13 protein-coding genes are annotated in these 17356 nt (G+C 26.3%); all 13 read right to left on the reverse strand.

The features are described 5' to 3' along the window. Positions 1-6: 6 nt before the first annotated feature. The 13 genes from ON24_RS03625 to ON24_RS03680 all read right to left on the reverse strand — a co-directional run bounded on the left by ON24_RS03625 (position 7) and on the right by ON24_RS03680 (position 17167). Positions 7-1584, reverse strand: a complete 1578-nt coding sequence (locus tag ON24_RS03625; protein WP_040681988.1) for a tetratricopeptide repeat protein — start codon at positions 1582-1584, stop codon at positions 7-9. A 282-nt stretch (positions 1585-1866) separates the two neighbouring features. Next, entirely contained in the window at positions 1867-2901 is a 1035-nt protein-coding gene (locus ON24_RS03630; protein ID WP_040681989.1) for a tetratricopeptide repeat protein, read from the reverse strand. A 390-nt stretch (positions 2902-3291) separates the two neighbouring features. Next, positions 3292-4476, reverse strand: coding sequence for a tetratricopeptide repeat protein (locus tag ON24_RS03635; protein ID WP_016358268.1), 1185 nt, complete (start codon positions 4474-4476; stop codon positions 3292-3294). Between the two features lie 55 nt (positions 4477-4531). Beyond that, the gene (locus tag ON24_RS03640; protein WP_040681990.1) at positions 4532-5692 is read right to left on the reverse strand and encodes a tetratricopeptide repeat protein; all 1161 of its coding nucleotides are present in this window, start codon (positions 5690-5692) and stop codon (positions 4532-4534) included. Positions 5693-5986: 294 nt separating this feature from the next. Next, positions 5987-7054, reverse strand: a complete 1068-nt coding sequence (locus ON24_RS03645; protein WP_040681991.1) for a tetratricopeptide repeat protein — start codon at positions 7052-7054, stop codon at positions 5987-5989. A 265-nt stretch (positions 7055-7319) separates the two neighbouring features. Then, on the reverse strand, positions 7320-9263 hold the full coding sequence (locus tag ON24_RS03650; protein ID WP_040681992.1) for a tetratricopeptide repeat protein: 1944 nt from the start codon (positions 9261-9263) through the stop codon (positions 7320-7322). Between the two features lie 243 nt (positions 9264-9506). Next, the gene (locus ON24_RS03655; protein WP_040681993.1) at positions 9507-10391 is read right to left on the reverse strand and encodes a tetratricopeptide repeat protein; all 885 of its coding nucleotides are present in this window, start codon (positions 10389-10391) and stop codon (positions 9507-9509) included. Between the two features lie 91 nt (positions 10392-10482). Beyond that, positions 10483-12312 carry a hypothetical protein gene (locus ON24_RS03660; protein WP_040681994.1) on the reverse strand — a complete coding sequence of 610 codons (1830 nt, stop codon included), beginning with the start codon at positions 12310-12312 and terminating at the stop codon, positions 10483-10485. A gap of 67 nt (positions 12313-12379) precedes the next feature. Next, positions 12380-13612, reverse strand: coding sequence for an ATP-binding protein (locus ON24_RS03665; RefSeq protein ID WP_040681995.1), 1233 nt, complete (start codon positions 13610-13612; stop codon positions 12380-12382). A gap of 653 nt (positions 13613-14265) precedes the next feature. After that, on the reverse strand, positions 14266-14391 hold the full coding sequence (locus ON24_RS09490) for a hypothetical protein (protein ID WP_016358261.1): 126 nt from the start codon (positions 14389-14391) through the stop codon (positions 14266-14268). Between the two features lie 42 nt (positions 14392-14433). Continuing rightward, entirely contained in the window at positions 14434-14637 is a 204-nt protein-coding gene (locus ON24_RS03670; protein ID WP_040681996.1) for a hypothetical protein, read from the reverse strand. A gap of 242 nt (positions 14638-14879) precedes the next feature. After that, complete coding sequence (feoB, locus tag ON24_RS03675) at positions 14880-16877, reverse strand: ferrous iron transport protein B (RefSeq protein WP_040681997.1); 1998 nt, start codon at positions 16875-16877, stop codon at positions 14880-14882. Positions 16878-16927: 50 nt separating this feature from the next. After that, positions 16928-17167, reverse strand: coding sequence for a FeoA family protein (locus tag ON24_RS03680; protein WP_040681998.1), 240 nt, complete (start codon positions 17165-17167; stop codon positions 16928-16930). Positions 17168-17356 lie beyond the last annotated feature (189 nt).

Consider the following 17356-nt stretch of genomic DNA (forward strand, 5'->3'; position numbering starts at 1 on the left):
TTTTATCTAGATATCACCATTATGAATCTTCTTTTCAACAAGATCCACTACTTTTTTAAATAGCTCTTCTTCATCGGAAACATTTAAATTCTGAGACATTACCTCTTGATAAGAAGATAAAACTAAATTTGTAGCTTTCTGTGAATCATAGCCATTTTCAGATAATAATGTAAATAATCTTTCTTCTTCTGGAGATAATTCAATATCTTCAGGATTTACATTGTTTAAATCCATATTGTTTAAATCAAATTGATCATTATCACCAAAATCACCAAAATCTGATTCTTCCTCAGTTTCATCAGAATTATCACTGGATACAGGGTTTCCCTGATAATCTAATTGATTAGGATTTAATTCTAAACATTTATCCAAAGCCTCCTGAGCTTTAGCTTTAGAGTCAATTTGGTTTAGGAAGTTATATCTATCATACCATAGATCAGACTCTTCTGGGAATTTTTTAAGGGCCTTCTGATTAATACCAATTGCCCTATTCATGTCTCCACCGGATGCAACCGCAAATGAATATTGCCTCCATACTTCAAAGTCATCATCATCTAAATCCAAAGCTGCTTTAAATGAATTTTCCGCCTCTTTAAAATCACCTAAATTAAGATAAACAAATCCTTTAAAAGTTAATGCATCGGTATTATCCGGATATAATTCAATTACATTATCAATAGTAGTTAATGCCTCATCAAATTTTGTAAGATTGAATAATATGGCAGACTTTAAAAGAAGTGCATCCATGTTTTTATCATCAATTTTTAAAGCTTCATCAATAAAATCTAATGATTCTTCAAATCTTGAAAATTGTGCTGCACCATTTGCTTTATAGAGATTACGTTCCACTTCATCATCAGTATTTGCATCAACCTCTTCATAGATTTCTTTAAGCATGTTATTTATTGTTTCCTCATCCATAGGCTCTTGATGGTCATGGGCATGGTCGTGTTCATGAAGTTCGGGATGCTCACATTCATAATCATCATCACTGTTTGGACCATGGTGTTCATCATAATGTTCACATTCGTCATCATGATGATGGTGATGATGGTCATGGTCACATTCACTATGGTCGTGTTCCTCAACCTCATCATCAAATTCCGGAACAATACCTGTTTTTAAATCTTCAGGACCTAAACCTGTAAATTCTTTAATTCCATCAATTACTTCAGGTCTTTCCTCAACAAGTTCATCCACATAATTATTTATATCCTCAGTCCTATTTTGAAGATGATAAATAGATATCTTAAGGAGGTATCCCTCCTCAACATTTGGATCAAGTTCTATGATTTTTTCTGCATACTCTAATGCATCTTCAAATTTTTCCATATGGGTTAAAATATAAGATTTAATAGATAATGCTTCCAAATTCTCAGAATCGTCTTTAAGCAATATATCTACACATTCCTCTCCCTTTTCTAAATCATCTGTTGCAAGATATAAATCAATCATTGGTGGAATGATTTTCTCCAAATCATATTCCTCTTCAAACAATTCTTCAAATAATTTTAAAGCTTCATCGATTTGGTGATTTTCATAATTATCATATGCTTTTTCAAATTTTTCATCTAGACTAGACATAATATTGCCTCCATTACTCATATAATCAAATAAAAATTAAAAATTAAAAGATAATAATTGATTTGTTAAGATTAAAATTGTATTTGATATAATATTATATTTATGATTAATAAACTTATTTAATAAAATTTTAAAAAAAGTTAGAAATTAAAAAAATAGCTCATTAAAATATTAAATATAATATTATATTTATAACTAATAAACTTATTCAATAAAATTTTAAAAACAGTTAGAAATTATAGAAGTCCTATTAAAATTTAAAAAAAATATAAGGATAGTTATCTAATTAAAAAAACTATCTAATGTTACTTCTTTAGTTTTAGTTTTATAATCAATATGTTCATCATTTGAATCTTCTTCAGCTTCAGCATCATAATCCAGATTATCTACATTTTCCTCATCATCAAAATGTTTATCCTCAGAATCTATATCGAAAATATCATTATCATCAGAACTTTCGCTATCACTGTCCTCCAAGTGTTTAGGACCACTTACAATAAAGTCATCCAATGATTGGTTCTGATTATCCTCAAGTTCTGTAATTGGCACATTATCCTTATCATCATCCATATCTGATAAGATAATAGTTGAACTTAAACCATAATCTTCCGGAAGGTCTGGCTCTTGATTATTTATTTTATTGTTTAATTGATTAATTGTAGATTCATCGGCATCGTTGTTTATTAAATAATAACGTCTGTCATATAACAAATCCAGATTATCTGGAAACAAATCTAATGCATTACTATTTATCTCTAATGCCTTATCATAGTCTGATATTGCATCAAACTCATCAGCATACAATTGCCAAATATCCATATCCTCAGGATTGATTGAAGTTGCTTTGTTAAATATTATCTCAGATTCATCATATTTTTTAAGTGAACATAAAAGGGAAACTTTTAATTTTAAAGCATCATAACAATCAGGATCTTTATCTAAAATCATATTAACAATTTTTAAAGATTCTTCATCATTTTTAAGTTCATGCAAATATCTGGCTTTTAAAAACAGGATTTTTTTATCACTTTTAATTTTTAAAGCATTGTCTAAATAAACTATAGCCTCTTCATATTTTTCAATATCTGCAAAAACCTTGGATTTTTCAATATTTAAATCAAATTCATCATCATACTCTTCTTCCAATTCCTTAAAAATGTAATAGATCTTATTTTTCAATTTCAAATCGGTTTGTAAATTTAAGACATAATCATCAATATTTTCATTTGAATAATCTTTATTATCCCGAGTATTATTTTCAACAGTCTCCTCACTACCTGAAGAGTTTTGATTAAAAATATTATCTAGATTAGGCATAAATACAATACTCCAAATTATTAATGATTAAATTAAACTACAATTTATTAATATTATAATATTTATCATATAAAGTATTTTCTTATGTTTTAAAAAAAGCATATTAAATTTCTTTAGTTCATCTTAATCTATTTAAAAAAAAACTTAATAGAAATTCTCTCTAAAATATCAAAGAAAGAATCAAGTCTAATAATACAAGTAAGTTTTAAAAAAAAAAGAGGTAAATTCTATCCAGACAGATAATGTTATTATTAAATTTATCTTCAATAGGGTTAGCAACTATTAAACCAAAGAAATAAAATCTTTTAATCTTTTATTTTTTTAATCTTTTAATAATATCAACTACCACTTTTCAAGAATAAGAATAAGAATAAAAATAATAGGATTAAACTAAAAAAAATCGTCTAAGGTTGAATTTTTAAAATTGGAACCCTTTTTATAGCTTTTATCAAAGGATTCTCTTAAATTCTGTTTTTCAATCTTATCAACTTTAGTTTCAAAATAGTGATAATCCTTCCATAAAGATTTATTATCCTGGAATTTGGATATAGCATCATAGTTAATTTGTAATGCCCTTAAATAGTCACCAGTTATTGCAACGGACATATAATAGAAACGCCATAAAGTAACATCATTATCATGATCATTCAATAATTGTTTAAAGATAATCTGTGCCCTATTATACTGTTTAGTATAGATATATATTAATCCCTTAAGTAGTAAACTGGATACATTTCTCCTATTTAACTCGAGAATTGAATCGACAGTGGTTAAAGCCTTATCAAAATCTCCAACATTAATATAGATTAATGCTTTAAAAAGTAATGCCTCTATATTGTTTGGATAAAATTCCAATGCCCAGCTAATATATTCTAATGATTTTGGAAAATTGCCCTCATCGAAATATTTCTGTGAATTCTTAAGCAACGCATTAAATTCCTTATTATCTGTTTCATTTTTATCAGAAATTAAAAAATTATAGAGGGTTAAATCCTCACTATCCCTTGTAATCTCAAGATATTTCCTATTAAAAAACTCTTTAATTCTATCATCGGACGTTTCAATTTGGCTTTCAACACCATTATAGAAATCCTGTAAATTGGAATTATTATTATCCAATTTCTTCTGATTACCATCAAAATAATTAATATTCTTATATATTTCAGGTTTATCCTTTTTTAAGAAGTTAATAATTCTTTCCCTTTCAGAATTTCTTCCCAATACCTCAAGAAGGGATAATTTAAATGAATATGCAATCTGGGATTCTGAATCTATTTCAATCATCTTATTACATATTGTTAAAGCTTCTGAAAATTCCTTGTTTTTAAATAAAATACAAACTTTAGCAGATAAAACATCAACACTTATAGGATTTTCCTCCAAATATAAATCAATATATTTCTCAGCATTATCAAAATCATAGTTTTCAAAATATAACCATACTAATTTCTCTAAAACCTCTTTTTTTCTAAAATCTTTATCCAATAATTCCAGATAAATATTTACAGCTTTATCTATCTTTCCCTTCTTTAACAATGAATTAGCGTGATGGTATTTTTCTAATAAAATTTCCATAAAACTTTACCTTCTAAAAATGTGTTTATTTAAAATTTGTCAAATGTTTAATACTTTAATCAGATACCTCATCATTTTCCATATCATTTTTAATATTTTCAAGATTAGCTTTTAAAATATCGCTATCAGGTATTGATTCTAATGCATGCTCATTTTCTTCAATTGCCTTATCCAAATTATCATTCAATACAAGTGAGTAAATATATAATACCCATAAATCAAGATTCTCATCATTTATATTTAAAGCTTTTTTAAAAGATCTGGAAGCATTATTATAATTTCCAAGACTAGCTTGTATTATAGCCCGTATAGATAAAATCTCAAATGAACTGTTATCAATATCCAAAAGATTATTTATTATATTAAACGCATCTTTCTCATCATTTAAATTGAATAATATTACTGATTTAAAAATAAGTAAATTTTTATTCTTTTTACAGTATACACTATCTTTATTTAAGTCCATATCCTCATTTATACACTCATCATCATCAAAACTAACTGTAATCTGATGATTAACCTCATCTAATGCGCCTTCATAGTCATCATCAACCATTAAATCAAGAATTTCCTGAAGATTAGGATTTTTGCAGGCAAGGTTTTCAAGAATTGTGATAAATAAATTCTGTCTATATTCCACAAAAGGATTCTTGATATCCTCATATAAAAAGGAAAAATCATTTACAATTTCTTTAGACATTTTATTTATCTTAGCCTCAGACATATTATCAAATTCCCTTAAAGTAATATCATCACCTTGTTCCTTAAGAAAACCTAAAACAATCATCAAACGTGTAAAAGTACGTGGACTGAAGTTTTTTAAATCTCTAAAGAAAACCCTTTTTTCCTCTTCCATATTCAAAGCATTCAATATCTTATATTTAAATGTATAAGCATTTAAATCCAAAGGTGCAATATGTATAACTCTATCAATTGCCTCCAAAGCCTCATCAAAACGTTTGAGATTAATCAAAGCCACGGTTTTTGAGAACAAAACATTTATATTATTCGGATTTATATCCAAATAGATATTAGCATATTTAATAGCTTGATTATAATCAAAAATTTTAATATAAGTTGAAACTAAATTGTTAATAACAGTTATATTATTTGGATTCTCATTATAAAGCTTTTTATAAATATCCAAAGCAGAATGGAATTCCATATTAGAATAAAACTCTTTTGCTTTACTTAACTCTTCCTCGAAATCAGACATAATATCCCCATGATAGGTTTATTATATTTTTATAATTATTCAATAATATACTTTTAAAATTTAAAATTTTATTTATATAAAATTTTTAAGAAGTTTAAAAATTAAAAATTTTACTTCAAACGAAGTTTTTCTAAAAACGAATAAATGGAAATATCTTAATAGAATACTCAAATAAAAAACGTTTATAGAATATTTATTTTTATTTCCAAGAAACATCCAAGATAAATAATGTATTTTAATTTTTAAATAAAATAAAATAGTATAATATTTATTTAATAGGTAAAATAAAATATTTTACATGAATACCATATTCTCCTTGTTAAATGAATCCATATCTATTTTTTCAAGTTCATCTAAGATTTTTTCATGATCCTCTTTTAAATCTTCATTATCTGGAAATAGCTTTAATGCCTTTTCATTTATTTCTAAAACTTTATCAAATTTATTAGAATAAATCATTGAATATGCATAATATCTCCAGAATTCCACAATGGAATCATCTAAATCAATTGCCTTTTTAAATGATCTTTGAGCATTATTATAGTTTTTTAAATCAAGCTGAACAATTCCTCTCATACCCCATACAGACGGATCGGTTTTAGTTAAAGCTAGAACTTTATTAACATTTTCTAAAGCATCATCATAGTTATTTAAATTAACTAAAATAGCTGACTTAAATAATAAGGAAGGAATATTATTAGGATATTTATATAGAATCTCATCCAAAGCTGAAAGTCCCATATCCAAATTATTATTTGTTATATCACTTGAAACCATGTTTAAAATAGATTTAATCTCATCATTTTCATCATCATATCGAATCAAATCATATAAGAATGAATTAACCTCATTATTACTCAATTTTAAATCATTATTTGAAAAATGATTAATAGGATTGTCCTCTTCATTAAACATTGCATTACAAATAGTTTCCAATTGGCTGAAGGTATCCCTATCATTATTTTTAAGATTTTCAATTAATTGAGTTCCTTCATCTACCTGATTTAATGATTCATATATAGATAGTTTCATTAAATAAGCCTGTACATTTGTTGGATCCAAGTCCAACATTTTATCCGTTAAATCAAGACCGTCATTATACTTTTTGATATTTATTAAACAGGAACATTTAATAGACAATATCTGTAAATCATCAGGATTAATCTGAAGATATAAATCACAGTGTTTTCCAGCATTTCTAAAATCCTGTTTTTGAAGGTAAATATTAATCATATTATATAATACATCTGTTTTTTCATAATCCTTATCATATAAATCCTGAAATATTTTTAAAGATTCGTCTAATTTACCTTCAGTTAATAAATCATTAGCTTTATTGAAATCTTCTTTTAAATCTACCATATTTGCCCTACCTTTAATATAATTTATCTAAAATAAAAATTGAAAAAATACAAATTTAAAAAATTTATTACCTTATTAGAATAAGTTTATAATTAAATAAATAATTTTACCATCAATATTGAAACATGAAAATAAATAAAAAAAATTATAGAAGTAATTTAGATTAAAATCCATCAAATCATTACGATAATATTCAAAAAGAGTAATTAAAGTATTTTATAAAAAAATAAATGAAATGAAATGACATTAAACAGTTAAATCAGATTTAACTAGTTTTAACAGTGAATTTATTGAAGATTATATTTACCAAATTATCAAAATAATCATAATCAATATAGTCCTGAGGACTTAGATTAATATCTTCACCTATAGCATCCTTTTTAGAGTTAAAATCAATATCTAATACTTTATCATCTTTTAAATCATCATTATCTTTATCAAAGTTTTTAATTATTAATGATCTATCAGACCATAGTTGAGAATCATCTGGAAATATCTCCAAAGCTTTATGATTTAATTTGATAGCCAAATCCATGTTGCCAATATACATTACTGATAGATAATACATCCTCCATAAAGATTTTTCCTTATTATCTATTGATAAAGCCACATTAAATGATTGTAATGCATTAAACATATCCTCCAGATAAATATGGTTAAATGCCTTAAAAACCCATCCAAAGTAATTATATTTATCAATAATCAAAGCCATATTTGCATATCTTAGGCTATCCTCATATTTCCCCCGATAGAAAAGAATTGCAGATTTTAAAAGTATAATATAAATGTTTTTAGGAGCGATCTTATCTGCCTCAGATAGATAAGCGTATGCATTCAGATATTTTTTATATTGAAATAGAACCGTGGCTTTAAATATAATCCTCTTTAAATCATCTTTAATATTGAAGTTACAATCATCAAAGATTGTTTTGATCTTAAATATCTCCTCAAATTCCTCTGAGTTTTCATCCAGATTTTCAAGTAAATTTTGAAGGTTTTTTTCATATTCATGTATATAGTCATCTATCTTTTGATTGTTCCCGTCAAGTACTTCAAGATCATTATCCTTAGATAGTATATTCAACAGATTATTCTTATCTTCTTTATTTAATATCGTATCATCAAATAGGAATAGATTAATTATGTCATTCATATTTATATTAATTTCCTTACCCTCTTTTGAAAATATTGGAGTATTGTCTCCAGACTTAATGAATGCAGATTTTAAAAAGTCAAAGAAAATTTGATTTAAATCCAAATCATCAAAATCCAAATCAAAATCATCCTCCCCGACATCATCTAAATCATCAAAGAAATTACTTTCAAAAATATAATCTCCATCATTATATGGTTTACCTTCAAGAACAAAACTGATTAAATCATCATTTAACTTATCATTTTCACCTGCCAAATATTGGTCAATTATATTGGGATATTCCCTGGCTACAGTATCAGCAACAATCTTTGCCTGTTTAAAATTCTCATCATGCATATAAATGTCAAACTTATCTAAAAGTAGATCCAGATCATTTGGAAATATCTTTAAAGCATTATTACACTCTTTAATAGCTTTACGTAAATGTCCTGAGAATACACAACTGGATATAAATTCTCTCCATACAAATATATCTGAACAGTCAATTGATAATGCTTTTTGAAAGGCTTTCATTGCCTTTTCATCCTCATCATCAACATATAAAATCTGGGCTTTAAATTTCCATGCCTCATAATTTAAGTTATCAATACGAGTGACTTTTGAGAATAATTTTAAAGAATCATCAAAATGACCCAAATTATATAATGAGAATGCTTTTAGGTTTAAGACATAAACATCCTTTGATTTTATGGCTAAAGCATTATCCAAATATTTTAAAGCCGGTTTAAAATATTCAAATTTGATTAAAAACTGAGCCTTATTAACATTTAAACTAAATTCATTTATATTTAGACTGTTAAATATTGAGAAGGATGTGTTTAAAAAATTTTTAATCTCCTCATCTGAAATATCCAAATTAGCATATTCCTCAAAATATTTAACAAGACCAACAAAGTCTCCTTGATATAAATAAGAAAAAATAATATAAGGTAAAATCTGAGTTTTATCACAATCTTCATTATAAAGATTAATAAATTGATTTAAAGCTTTATCATATTCTCCATCTTCATATGATTTCCTTGCTTTTTGAAGATTCTCATTAAAATTTAACATAAATATTGTCCTTAATAAAAATTGATTTTTATAAATAGAAATATAACTAATTTACTTAAAAAAAGTTTCTAAATTAATCTGGAAAAAATATATAGGATATATGTTTAAATTAAAAACAGACAATTATAAAATCTTATTTTATTAAGTTATAAAAATAAAATTCCCTTAAATCAATGAAAAAAAAATAAAATCTAAAAGATAAATAGAAAAGAGTTAAATATTAAATTTTTAAAAAAAAATTAATTATTCTTTAAACAAGTCAGGATTAATCTCTTCAATTCTTTTTAAGCAATCCTTAGCATTACCCCGATCACCAATGCTATCAAACAATTGAAATCTATCATACCATAAGATTTCATTATCTGGAAATATTTTTAATCCGTCATTATTAACTTCAAGGGCCTTATTTAGATTTCCTGAATATGCGATTGCAAAGTAATATTGTCTCCATATTTCAGGATCTTTATTATTAACTGATAATGCTTGTTTAAAATAGCCAATAGCCTCTTTAACATTGTCCATTTCAAGGGAAATATAACCTAAATATTTTAGTCCAACATAGTTTCTTTCATTAATATTAATTATTTTATTGAATAATTTTAAAGAGTTTTCCATATCCCCATTATCAAAAAGAAGTATGGCTTTAAGTTGAACAGGATAAATATCCTCTGGATTTAATTTTATAGCTTTATCTAAACATTTAATTGCATCATCAAAATGTTTAAATTGAATAAGAACAACTGCCTTGTTTATATATAAATAATATTGATTCTTAGATAGTTTTGGAAGTTCAACTAAAATATTTTCAAGTAATGCATCAACACTTTTTCTGTCCATCGGTTTTAAAGTAGCATACTTATTTAAATAGTAAATAACCTTTTCAAAATCCTGTTTATATAAATAAGAATTTATTAAATTTGGAAATACCTTTAAGGGATTATAATCCCTTTGAAGCAATTGTTTATATAATCTAATAGCTGCATCATATTCGCTTTTATTATATAAATCATTTGCCCTGTCAAAATCAGCATCTAAAAATAATTGATTATAATGTTGAACTGTTGTATCATAATCTTCCATTATATAGAAATCATTAGGATTTTTAAAAAACTTTTCCATTCTTGGCATAAACATTCCTCAAGAAACACTGATTAAAATTTTTACAAACAATATTTAATAAAAATAGTATTTATAGATAATGATTAATTTTATATATGAATCATTTACCACTTGATGAAAAGTTAAAGAAATAATCTAAAGTAGATGGCATATTTCTATGTATCCTGAATTTTCTACCTTTTAGTCTATTTTTATTATATGTTTCTTTATAAACCATAGTTTTATTCTCATCATGATTTGGTTCCTTATCATCAATATCCCTGCCATAATGAGATTTATTGTCCTTATAATCATGATTTTCCTGATTTTCATTATTATAACCAGAATCACCATCCTCTACATTACCCCCATAACCAACAGAATCATCAACACCCAAGTCAGAATCATCATCATTTATATCATCATACTCAATATAATCCTCATCTACCCCATTACTCTCATAATCACCATAATTAGAATCAGAACCACTATCTTCTATATTATCACCATAATCAAGAGAATCACCATCATTTGAATTATCATTTTCCATATCATAGAAATCTAAAGTTTTATTCTCATTATCTTCATCTATTAAATTTCCGTCATCATCAAAATCGAAGATTTCATCTAAATCAATATCATCTTTATCTGAACAATTTCCATTATCCAAACCAGTAAAATCGTCACCAAGCAATGGCACATCAAGATCATCAACATCTAAAATGTTTAATTCCTTATCATTAAACAAATTATCCTCATCATTTTCACTGACTAAATCATGATTAACTTCATCATTAACATAAGAATCATCGTTTTCGTTTAATATCTCATCTATCTCATCATCGGAAATCTCATTAAATACATTATCCTTGTTTATTGAAGGATCATTATCATCAAATAAATGATATTCATCCCCATCATCATCCTTAAAATCCTCCATTTCATAATCAGAATACATTTGTTTATCTATAGAATTTATAAAATTATTTAATAAAGCATCTGATTTAGAATTATCCTCCTTATCATTTTGAGCTTTAATTAAATTTTCATTATCAATATTTTTATTGTGGTTAGTTTTTATAAAACTAATATCCCTATCAATGGAATTGTCCTCTTTATTGGATTTGATGTGATTTTCATTTTTAGATTTTGATAGATTATTTGCTGTGGTGAATAATAAATTCTCTTCTTTGATTCCCTCTTTTTTAAGTTCCTCTTCAGTGGTTTTGTAATCTTCATTAGATTTTATACTATTTCCACCAGCTAAACCATTGCCTTGATTATATTCTTTCTTATTATCCCCATCACCAGTTTCAATATTATCTGCGGTTATAAAACCTAAACTTTTCTTGGTGAAACTATCTTCCACTTTAGAGGTGTTTCTGTTTTTAGTTTCGTTTGAAAATTTATTGTTTTGAATATTTTGCTTAATTTGAAAAGAGTCGTTACTGTAGGAATTGTTTAAAGGATTATCCCTATAAGCATCATATAATAATTCTTCCTCATCCTTATCATATAATGCTCCATCTTCAAGAATTCCTAAATCAAAATCACCTAATTCTTCAATCTCATCAAAACGACCTAACATTTTAAGGGCAGAAACTTTAATGGAAATAGCTGAGTCATTGTCCTCATCTAATTCTAATATATGATTTGCAACATCTAAAGCTTCTTCAAACTTATAGCATTTAAGAAGAATTGAAGCCTTCATAAACAAAATCTCAATATCTTCAGGATTATCACTCAGATAAAGATTAATATAATCCAATGTTGATGAGAGATCATGGTTGATTAATGATATTCTAATCATATATGGCAGAATCAAATCAAGTTCGTAGTCTTCAAGAAGTAACTGTTTAAAAATATCTAAAGAACTTATAAATTGATGATTTTCAAAAAGTGAGGATGCTAACTGAAAAGCTTCATCTAATTTATCCTTATCATTTGACATCTTAATCCCTCTCAATCCTATACAAATTTACCAAGTTTCATAATTTAACTAATAAACAATAATCATCCTATAAACTAGCAAATCCATCATCATTTAACAAGAAATCAATAATGTTTGTAATTTTAATTCCTTTAATATTCTTTGTATGAGTTTTATCAAAACAGATAATGACCTTTTCATAATTATCCTTTATTGATTCCAAATCCTTTAATTTCTCGTTTAATAGATCATCATCATTTAAATTCTTAACGATTTGATAATAAACCTTCCTATCTGGCCTTACTCCCAGAAAATCTATTTTATGACTATTATATTTCACCATATTAACCTTATAATCACGTCTTAAAAGTTCAAAATAGACCAAATTTTCAAGAACACCCTGGGAATGCTCATCTTCAAAACCAATCAGAGTATTTCTAATACCCAAATCCACAATATAATGTTTTTCCAATGTTCTAAGATATGCATTACATTTAAGATTATACCTTTTTAGGGAATACAATAAATAGGAATTATCGAAATATTTTAAATAATCAAGTACTGTAGTTGGTGTTGTTTTAACACCTTCAGTTTTAAAATAATCGGCTATTTTTTTAGAGGAAATATTTTCTCCCTGATTAATTATTGCAAAATCAAATATTTCTTCAAGCAGTAAAGTGTTTTTAATCTTGTTTTTTGAAAGCAAATCCTTAACAACTATTGTCGAATATATTCCCTTTAGAATATTATTAAAGATCAAATCTGATTTTTTATGTTCAAATATTACAGGCAATCCCCCATAATGAAGATAATCGTTAAACTTATCATCTATTGATTGAGTATCACCCCAATATTTCTTATCGAACTGAAGATATTCCCTAAATGATAACGGCAATATATTTATTTCAATTACAGGCTCGTTTAAGAGTTTGCGGATATCATCCCCTTCAACATTCATATCCAATCCACATATATAAAAATCAATTGAATCAGGATATTCTATAGCCAAAGAATTTACAGCACGCCACCAATCCTTTATTTTTGATACATTATCAATGAACAAATAATTCATTGAATCGTCATTAATCCTACTACTTACATATTCATGGAGCTTTTCATAATCCCTTAAATTAGAATATTTTATTAAATCCATATTCAAGAAGATTATATCCTCACTTTTAATTCCATCTTCCTTCAATTTATCCACATAAGATGATAAAATACATGATTTTCCTACACGACGAACACCAGTTAAAACCTTAATTGTTTTAGTATTCCTTACATCATCCAAGGACTGTATATATAAATCTCGTTTTATCATCTTAAAACCCAATTTTAAAATTTAATTATAAAGTTTTTCTAATATTTTTTATAATGATTATACTATTTATACTTTTATAAAAGAATAAAATTAAAAAATAATAAAATTTTACTTTATAAAAAATAAATTACTAATAAAAAAATATTATTATTCTATAAAATAATTTTAAAAAATCATTATTAGAAGGCAATAGAGGGAATAAAGTGATTAAAATAAATAATTCAATAGTTTAGATACAATAAAAATATAAAATATTTAAAAAAAATAATTATCATACCTAAATAATTAAAAACAGAACAAAACATCAATAAAAATAGATTTAATTCTTCTAAGGATCAATAGACAGAAAAAACAAGAAAAATAACCCCTAAAGTATAATACAATATATAAAAGTAGTATAAATGTAATGACAAATAGCCAAAATTACTTTAAAGTCAATAAAGAAACAAAACAAGATAAAATTAAATGAAATTATAGCATACAACAACTAAAACAACAAAATAGAATTAAAATATACAAAAAACCAGAAAAAACAATTAAAACAACAACAAAATAAAATTAGAAAATACAAAAAACTACTAAAAATAGATAAAGAGACACTTAATTAGATCAATGAAAATTATGAATAAAAACTAATAAAAAAATAAAAATAATTATCTACAACAGCCAAAGAAGAAGTTTTTAACTTTTAATAATGCTTTTTTAAATTTTGATTTATTTGAACCATCATCAACTTCTACCTTTTTCTGACAACATGCTGGTCTTACATGATCCTCCATATAAATTCCTCCTTCTAAATAAATGATTGATTAAAGTAATTTTTATGCTTTCAATTTTTCTTTAATCAATCTTTTAATGTCTACAATAAATTTAAATTCTTCTACATCATAATCTAATGAATTTGAATATCCACAATTAGGACATACCACATAGTTACACTCTTCACATCCACAACATGAAGACTCATCACAGTCATCCTTTACTTCCTTAGGATCAAATTCATATCCACACATCCTACATTCCATATAGACACCTCCAAGAGATTTTTATTAAAAACTATAATGATTATAACAATATATAATATAACTCAAGATAAAGGAAGTTTATTTTTTTAATGTCACAACTTATATTACTTCCCATTATCCTGAGATTCTAATTCCTCTTTCTCTTCTTTAGGTATTTTAATACCTTTTAAGCAAGATCTTGATTTCATTTCATCACCTCTAAAATAAAAAATAAAGAAATCATAAAGATTTCTTTTAATTTACTAATGGAATCCTAAAAGTAATCCGACATGGAATACTAAGAATGATACAATAAATGCTGTAACTAATGTTACACATACCATTATTAATGGCCATCTCCATCCATTAGATTCTTGTTTAATTGTTCCGATAGTTGCAAAACATGGAATGTATAATAATACGAATACCATAAATGCATAAGCAGTTAATGGAGTGAATATTGTAGCAAGTGCAGCAGTACTACCACCTAATACAGAGGTTAATGTAGCAACTACAACTTCTTTAGCAACCATACCAAAGAGTAATGCTACAGCTGCTTGCCAGTGACCAAATCCTAATGGACTGAATACTGGTGCAATTACAGTTCCTATTTGACCAATTAAACTTCCTTGAGATCCGTAGTCTACACCTGCAGGGAAGTAACTTAAAACCCATACAATAATAGCTGCTGCTAAAATAATAGTACCAGCCTTTCTTACGAATCCCCAGGTTTTTTCACCTGTGTGCATAAGTACTCCTCTAAGTGTAGGTAATTTATATGATGGAAGTTCCATTACAAATGGAGTACTTACTCCTTTAAATAATGATTTTTTAAGTATTGCAGCTACAATAATTGCAACTATTACACCAAGTAAATAAAGTGAAAATATTACATTACCTTGGTTTGATGCAAAGAATATTCCAACGAACATTAAATATACTGGAAGTCTTGCTGTACAAGACATAAATGGTATAAGCATCATGGAAACTAAACGATCTTCCTCATGTTCCATAGTACGTGTTGCCATGATTCCTGGAACTCCACAACCAAAACCAAGAATCATTGGGATAAATGCCTTTCCATGAAGACCTAAAACCTTATGCATAACTCTATCCATTACAAAAGCAGCTCTTGCAAGATAACCACTATCTTCTAAGAAACTAAGTAATAAGAAAAGCAATATAATTTGAGGTACAAATGATAAAACACTTCCTACTCCACCGATAACACCATCTACTAAAAGTGATGATATCATGTTTTCACCAATACCGGCGGTAACAGCATCACCTAATGCTGAAAAACCTGCATCTAATAAATCTTGGAAAGGGGCACCAATGGTAAATGTTACCTGGAAAACAACCCACATGATAATTAAAAAGATAGGTATACCTAAAATCCTGTTTGTAACAACTTTATCGATTTTTTCAGATAATGTTAATTGACGGTTTTCAGGTAATTTAACACATTCATTTATTAACCCATCAATATAAGCATAACGAGCATCTGCAATAACCTCTTCTGCAGAAACTCCATAGATATCTTTAAGGTGATCTTTAACCTTCCTAACTTCTAAAAATATTGGATTTGACATTGAAGATTGTTGAACTTTATCTATTACAATCTCATCATCTTCAAGTAATTTAATTGCTGTCCAAAATGCTGAAACATCCAAGAGATTTTTATCTTTTGAGATTACATTAACCAAGTCTTGAAGATGTTCTTTTAACTCATTACCATAAACAAGTTTATCTTTACTATTAATAGGATGATTTTTTAAATCTTCTATCATTTTAAGAAGATCTTTATGTCCGACATCACTATTTGCTTCAATTTCAATAACTGGAACACCTAATAATTCAGATAATTTATCAACATCAACAGTAATTCCATTTTTACGAGCGATTTTGTTCATGTTTAAACAAACACCCATATTAGCATTAAGTTCCATCATTTGAACAGTTAAATATAAGTTACGTTCAAGGTTTGCTGCATCTACAATATTTATAATTGCATCAGATTCCTCATCAACTATAAAATCTCTGGATACAATTTCTTCAATAGAGTGAGCACTTAATGCATAATTACCAGGTAAATCAATAACTTCAAATCTTTTGTTATCTTCTTCGAAGTGACCTACTGCTTGTTCAACAGTTTTACCTGGCCAATTACCTACATGTTGATGGAGTCCAGTTAGATTATTGAACAATGTAGTTTTTCCTACGTTAGGATTTCCTGCAAGTCCAATTTTAATATTCTCCATACACAGTCTCCTTTAATTTAAACTAATTTAAATGAAAAAACTAAAACCAATTATTCTACTATTTCAACCTCTATATTTCTAGCCTCTTCTTTTCTAAGACAGACAGAATATCCTTTTACCTTATATTCGTAAGGATCACCTAATGGTGCAATCTTTTCAAGAGTAATCTCGGAGCCTCTAACAAATCCCATACCCATTAAATGTCTTTTAAGTTCTGTATCTCCGCCTTCGTTATATGAAACTAATTTACCTGATTCACCAGTTTTTAATTGATCTAATGTTTTTATCATTTAAATCTCTCCAATTTTTATTAAAAAATATTATAAAATCTAAATTAAAATCAAAAATAATATTTTAAATGATTTAGGTTTATTAATTTTAATTTAAATTGAAAATTTAATTTACAAGAAATTAAATCTAAAAAGTTTAGAATATTTAGTCTTACCTAAACTTCTTGTATAATAATTAAGTTTAACTCA

Source organism: Methanobrevibacter boviskoreani JH1, from assembly GCF_000320505.1.
Classification (GTDB): domain Archaea; phylum Methanobacteriota; class Methanobacteria; order Methanobacteriales; family Methanobacteriaceae; genus Methanarmilla; species Methanarmilla boviskoreani.

Excerpts from the sequence above, each read along its gene's own strand:
- ON24_RS03630 (WP_040681989.1), bottom strand. The coding sequence starts at position 2,901 with ATGCCTAATCTAGATAATATTTTTAATCAAAACTCTTCAGGTAGTGAG.
- ON24_RS03680 (WP_040681998.1), bottom strand. The coding sequence starts at position 17,167 with ATGATAAAAACATTAGATCAATTAAAAACTGGTGAATCAGGTAAATTA.
- ON24_RS03655 (WP_040681993.1), bottom strand. The coding sequence starts at position 10,391 with ATGCCAAGAATGGAAAAGTTTTTTAAAAATCCTAATGATTTCTATATA.
- ON24_RS03670 (WP_040681996.1), bottom strand. The coding sequence starts at position 14,637 with ATGGAATGTAGGATGTGTGGATATGAATTTGATCCTAAGGAAGTAAAG.
- ON24_RS03645 (WP_040681991.1), bottom strand. The coding sequence starts at position 7,054 with ATGGTAGATTTAAAAGAAGATTTCAATAAAGCTAATGATTTATTAACT.
- ON24_RS03650 (WP_040681992.1), bottom strand. The coding sequence starts at position 9,263 with ATGTTAAATTTTAATGAGAATCTTCAAAAAGCAAGGAAATCATATGAA.
- ON24_RS03665 (WP_040681995.1), bottom strand. The coding sequence starts at position 13,612 with ATGATAAAACGAGATTTATATATACAGTCCTTGGATGATGTAAGGAAT.
- ON24_RS03635 (WP_016358268.1), bottom strand. The coding sequence starts at position 4,476 with ATGGAAATTTTATTAGAAAAATACCATCACGCTAATTCATTGTTAAAG.
- ON24_RS03660 (WP_040681994.1), bottom strand. The coding sequence starts at position 12,312 with ATGTCAAATGATAAGGATAAATTAGATGAAGCTTTTCAGTTAGCATCC.
- ON24_RS09490 (WP_016358261.1), bottom strand. The coding sequence starts at position 14,391 with ATGGAGGATCATGTAAGACCAGCATGTTGTCAGAAAAAGGTAGAAGTT.
- feoB (WP_040681997.1), bottom strand. The coding sequence starts at position 16,877 with ATGGAGAATATTAAAATTGGACTTGCAGGAAATCCTAACGTAGGAAAA.
- ON24_RS03640 (WP_040681990.1), bottom strand. The coding sequence starts at position 5,692 with ATGTCTGATTTCGAGGAAGAGTTAAGTAAAGCAAAAGAGTTTTATTCT.
- ON24_RS03625 (WP_040681988.1), bottom strand. The coding sequence starts at position 1,584 with ATGTCTAGTCTAGATGAAAAATTTGAAAAAGCATATGATAATTATGAA.